This window comes from Rhodopirellula sp. UBA1907, assembly GCF_002337565.1.
Classification (GTDB): domain Bacteria; phylum Planctomycetota; class Planctomycetia; order Pirellulales; family Pirellulaceae; genus Rhodopirellula; species Rhodopirellula europaea.
In genome coordinates this window covers 1-5,084 of record NZ_DDGH01000111.1, presented here as the reverse complement: position 1 = coordinate 5,084, position 5,084 = coordinate 1, and the positions used below count along the sequence as shown (strand labels likewise).

General features: G+C 54.8%; 6 protein-coding genes. All 6 read left to right on the top strand.

Annotated elements, in window-relative coordinates; translation table 11 throughout:
* On the top strand, positions 1 to 655 hold a 655-nt coding region (locus tag B2R17_RS27960; protein ID WP_286766598.1), incomplete at its 5' end, for a hypothetical protein.
* 138 nt (positions 656 to 793) lie between these two features.
* The gene (locus B2R17_RS27955; protein WP_422662600.1) at positions 794 to 1,981 is read left to right on the top strand and encodes an IS91 family transposase; all 1,188 of its coding nucleotides are present in this window, start codon (positions 794 to 796) and stop codon (positions 1,979 to 1,981) included.
* A gap of 867 nt (positions 1,982 to 2,848) precedes the next feature.
* A complete protein-coding gene (locus tag B2R17_RS27950; protein WP_286766597.1) occupies positions 2,849 to 3,178 on the top strand; it encodes a hypothetical protein in 330 nt (109 codons plus the stop codon).
* A 113-nt stretch (positions 3,179 to 3,291) separates the two neighbouring features.
* Positions 3,292 to 3,777, top strand: a complete 486-nt coding sequence (locus tag B2R17_RS27945) for an SMI1/KNR4 family protein (protein WP_286766596.1) — start codon at positions 3,292 to 3,294, stop codon at positions 3,775 to 3,777.
* Positions 3,778 to 3,960: 183 nt separating this feature from the next.
* Positions 3,961 to 4,473: a hypothetical protein gene (locus tag B2R17_RS27940; protein WP_286766595.1), complete on the top strand. Its 513-nt coding sequence runs from the start codon at positions 3,961 to 3,963 to the stop codon at positions 4,471 to 4,473.
* 235 nt (positions 4,474 to 4,708) lie between these two features.
* Positions 4,709 to 4,945, top strand: a complete 237-nt coding sequence (locus B2R17_RS27935) for a type II secretion system protein GspG (RefSeq protein ID WP_414707408.1) — start codon at positions 4,709 to 4,711, stop codon at positions 4,943 to 4,945.
* The last annotated feature ends 139 nt before the right edge of the window (positions 4,946 to 5,084 follow it).

The following is a 5,084-nucleotide window of genomic DNA, read 5'->3' as shown; positions in this document are numbered from 1 at the left end:
GGCAGTACATCGTCGATCTCCGGACTGCAAACCGAAGCGACATTTGGGACCGGATTTGGAAGCGACTGATCTGTTCCCCAGCCGACCTTCCACCGATATCCTATCAATCGACAAACCAAACCGTTTGAAATCCAGTGAAATCGCTTGCTACCAGACCGACTGCACCCTTCAGGACCTAGAAGAGCTTGCCCTAATGGGGACCAAGATAGATGGTCCAGGCTTGTCGCATCTCGTGCGACTGGCGTCACTTCGACGACTCGGGCTTTCCGGCACTGCTGTGCGATCAGACGACCTGCTGCACCTTTCCAGCCTTGCTTCCTTGGAAAACCTTAGTCTTTCAAATACAAAGATCGACGATTCAGCTTCCATTCATCTATCGAAGCTATCAACGCTGAAAAAACTCAACGTTGCAGAGAATAGGCTGTCCGATGAATTCCTCGTGGAGCTTTCAGCGTTGTCGAGTATTGAGAGCTTAAACATCAGTGGCACTGACGTAACCGATCGTTCCGAGAGCGTCATTCTAGGGTTTCCTAATCTTTCAAATTTCTACGCATCTGACACTTCGATGAGCGCGGAATGCCGAGCACGAATCGGTGACTTTGTGAGACGCAACAGATACAAAGGATATTCTGCAATAGGTCGTAACGGCGGATAACCATGGCATTCACACGGAGCGGGGCTGGCGGCCGAATTTGAAATGGACAACTTTACTCTCCCCGCCCGGTGATGCCGGACGTTGTACTGGCCTGTGGTATAAGTTCCTGAGCGTCGAGTTTTCTTATAGGTTGTGACCGTGCCTCTCGACCTGCAACAGTTGATGCGCAAGCACTTCCCGAGGCTTGCGAAGTCACGTGCTCTCAGTGGTGACATGCACCGGGCCGCTTGGTGCATCACCCATTGTCGCACTCGCGAGATGGGAGGCCACGTCAACAGTTGCCCGCAGGGGCACTACCACCAGGTCGCCTACAACTCGTGCTCGCACCGATGCTGCCCCAAGTGCGCGTGGCTCGCTCGCGAGAAGTGGCTCGATGGCTGGAAAGCACGCTTGTTGCCGGTCCCCCATCACCACCTCATCTTCACCATCCCGCATTCGCTCAACCCCATCTGGCGATTCAACAAGCGGGCCTTCGCCGACGTGTTCTTCCAAGCCGCGTCGCAGTCACTGATGCAGCTACTCGGCTCTGCCCAGTACATGGGTGCGAGACCGGGCATCCTTGCCGCACTGCACACCTGGAACCAGAAACTGGATGAGCACGTGCATCTGCATGTCCTGGTCACCGCCGGCGGACTGAGCGAAGACGGAACCTGGATCGGAGCTAAAAAGAAATGCCTGCTGCCTCGCAAGGTGCTGATGACCAAGTTCCGAGGGAAGTTCAAGACATTGCTCAAAGAAGCCTTCCGAAACGGCAAAATCAAACTCCCTCCAGGTTGGACGATCAACCAGCTGTATGCGTTGCTGTATCGCCTGAGCGGGGCGTGGAACGTCAAAGTGTTTGACGCGTACGAAGGCGGAGCCAGCGTGGTGACGTATCTTGCACGCTACCTACGAGGCGGCCCCATCGGCAATTCCAGGTTGCTTCAAGAACGTGATGGGCGGGTTGTCTTTCGGTACCGGCTCAGTGAACTCGAAGGTGGCGATGGCAAACGCCAAGGTGTGACTTCTTTGCCAACGGACACCTTCTTGATGCGTTGGCTGGAGCACGTCCCGCCGCGTCGCTACCAGTGCGTGCGAGGCTTTGGCCTGTACAGCGGCAATCAGCATTCTGACCTGGTTCAGGCACATCAAGTACTGGGCAGCGGATACGATGGCAGTGTGCAGGAAGCCAAGACTTGGCAGGAGCTTTGTGATGCGGCAGGGATGGACGAGGCTTGTCGCTGTCCGGCGTGCGGCTCTCTGCTGGTCAGCCATCATTCCTTTCAGCCGGGACGTTCCCCTCCCAGCTCCGCGTTTGTTACGAGAAACCTTGGACAGATCGCATGAAGCGTTCTTCGACACGACCGAACATCGCCACCGACGCTACCGAAGGTCCAATCGCGGCACGCGGTGGGCTCACCAGAACGCTCCGCTGGTCCAGAGAAACAGGACGCGCCACCGATAAAACACGAAGGCGATCACGGGTCCACGTAGCACAGGCCCCGGCGGCACAGTACAACCAAGTCGTTGCACCCGCTTAGCGTCACGCCGGCTAGCAAGGTAAATTTTTTTCGTTGCTAAGCAGGTGAACTCAATCGTTCATCGACTTGTGATGCTCGAGACTGAATATCATTTCAAACCGCATTGCTGAGTGTCCGACGTGTAAGCATTGCGCTGCAATGTGATTCATGGAGGTCCCATCGGGTGGCACGCGACAACGGTTTCCTGCTATTCGCTACTGATGTTGCGGTTTTGATCGTTGCTGGTCACGTGCGGGTTGGAATGTCGCGTGCGACCCTTCTGACGCAATGAAATGAACGGTCGCCTGTAATTCGGATCTGAGGTCACGGTTTGATTGTCCAGTGCCCGCGAATTTCCAGTGCCTGTGTTCATGCCGCGAAAGCGGGTAATCCCAGAAGGGATAGTCGATCTACTTGCGTCAGATCATCCGAGAGATATCGTTTCACGAGAATGGAAACCGCATCAACACTCCGGTATACTGCTGATCCTGAATTGCCGACTGACGCGATGAACAATGCGTTGCACCAAAGCCGCGGAGTCGTGGTAGTTTGAAATGGAAGATCGTTCGCCGCGGCTTGGTGAACGCCTCCGTTATCCGACTAAGATTCTCAACGAACCTCAATAGCTGACGCATTGATGCCATACGGCTTTCATCTGATCGGAACAATTGTTCGTGGTACGAACGATGCCCCCATGCTTGTTGACGCAGAATGGATTGCGTTAATCGGCAGAAGGCCTGAACTCGTAGATGGTCCACCACAGTACGGACGCAACCCCGCAACTGGTGAACGGATTGTCTTGCGCCGAGGGATTACTTGCCGAGGAATCTCGAACGGCGTTGGACTAATTGGCTATTTTGACTTTAAGTTCTGGGGATATACTGATGCGACTGACGGATCGGCCTACGGAATCGTTGTTGTCGGCTCTGCCGAAGGCTCCGAGCAAGCAATAGCTCAACACGCCACTGAGTATGCAGGTCTGCTCAACGCCAAATTCGAAAATGCGACAGCAAGCGGCGGATAACAATTGCGTGCACGCTGAGCGGTGGTGGAGACCAACTTTGCTTTCCAATCACACTGGGCGCCACCGCCAGGTGACGCTGACCGTTACCCGACATAGATGCACGTGTCACCCAGATGACCAATTGGCTCGACTTAATTACGAGGCATCACGCGGCCGCGCAAGCCGACTCTGGCTATGAGCCGATATTCGGCGATGCGGCAAGCCTTGAACGCATTGACGATGCCCAAGCCACGATCGGAGTCCCAATTCCGACCGAGCTTAGGGACCTGTACCGGAGCGTTGATGGGTACGGGTTGCAAATGGACCCTGAGAGCATGCTCTCACCGTGGTTCATTGTGCCGACCTCCGAACTCGCTGATTTCGTCGCGACGCACCGCAGCACAATTGCTGATACGCACAATAGCCTTTCCAAGCGGTTTCTCCCGTTCATCGATTGGGCGAACGGCGACGCGATGGGCTACATTTATGATCGTGACGGTGACCTCGTTGACGGACTTCACATATTCTCGCATGAACTATACCGCTACGAAGAAGACCAAGACCCGGGCGACTTCTTCCGTTCTTTCGATGGTTCGCTTGCGGAATTTCTCGAACCATGAAGCGCGGGGAACCATGCGATGATACGGAGCGGCGGTGGTCGCCGTTCTCGCAGTTGTTGAGTCACTCGCCGCCGCCCGCATATCGCTACCGTTATTCGATTTTTGTTTATGGCAAGGATAAATCTCAAGACGATCGTCATCGTCATCCCGTTGATAGCTGCACTTGCCCTTGGATGGATTGCAATGCAACATCGCGAAGCTGCTAGAAAGTCAGAGTACTTCTTTCGCAAGCAGGCTCGAGAAGGGCTGTTGCTTGAAGTGGGCCGGATCGTTCGCGACCTGACGCCGGCACGCGCCGAAGATCTGCTGCAAATGGCGAGTGAATCGCCGTGGATCTGCTACGATGGCGACGCGCGTTTGGTCCAGATTCGGAAAGCCGAGCTTGTTTGGGAGAAGGGGCCGCAAGACCGTCTTTACCTACAGAGTCTAAAAGAGCCTGGGCATTGGTACGGATACGAATTTCCGATCAATGCGAGCGTTGATTCAGCCTCTCTCGACAACAACTTTCTGACCATGCGCGTCTCCGGAGAAATTGTTGATGGGGTCGTGCTTCCCGCAGGCAGTCCGGTTACCATTCGTTTGGCGTGGAAACGTGGGTCGACCACGCCACCCAATGCACCGCTCAAGGCAATGCTCGATGCGTCATGGAAGCAAAATTTGAAGACCTTATCCGCATCTAAGGTTGACGCCGAATAACCATCGCGTGAACCGGAGAACGCGAGCCGAGCGATTTGACCGTTAGAGACTTTTCCGCGCGTTCCCGGTTACGCGTGCCGTTCGCCGACAGAGAGGTAACGTGACCTGTAAACCGAACCGTCACGTGTTTCAAGGATTTGGACCTCGGAGCGTAGTCCCACTTCTGATGCTCATCAACGCTGTTGGATGCAAGGGCTACGATCACGAGTTGGCTCAAACGAACAATCTGCGGGCCGTGTCTATTGCCTGCCAGCTCTACCACACATCATACGGACAGTACCCAGACAATCTGCGCGATTCCGACCTTGCGCCGTTTCTCGATGGTGACTTTGCTCCGCTCGATGACGAGTGGGGCAATCCATTACGCTATCAAGGATCGGACATCGGATTCACATTGACGTCACTTGGGCCTGACGGGCAATTGGGAACGAAGGATGACATCCAACTGACACATCCGGAAACTGAAAAATAAAGCGTAGGGTTCAACGTTTACTGAGGGCGAGCGGCGAACCATGAATTGCACGGGAGGACGGGAGTCGTGTTTAATGGTCTGCTTGCAAATCTTTCGCCCGTCCCCCGTGAATTCTGCCGTTCCACAGCAAGAGACTGAA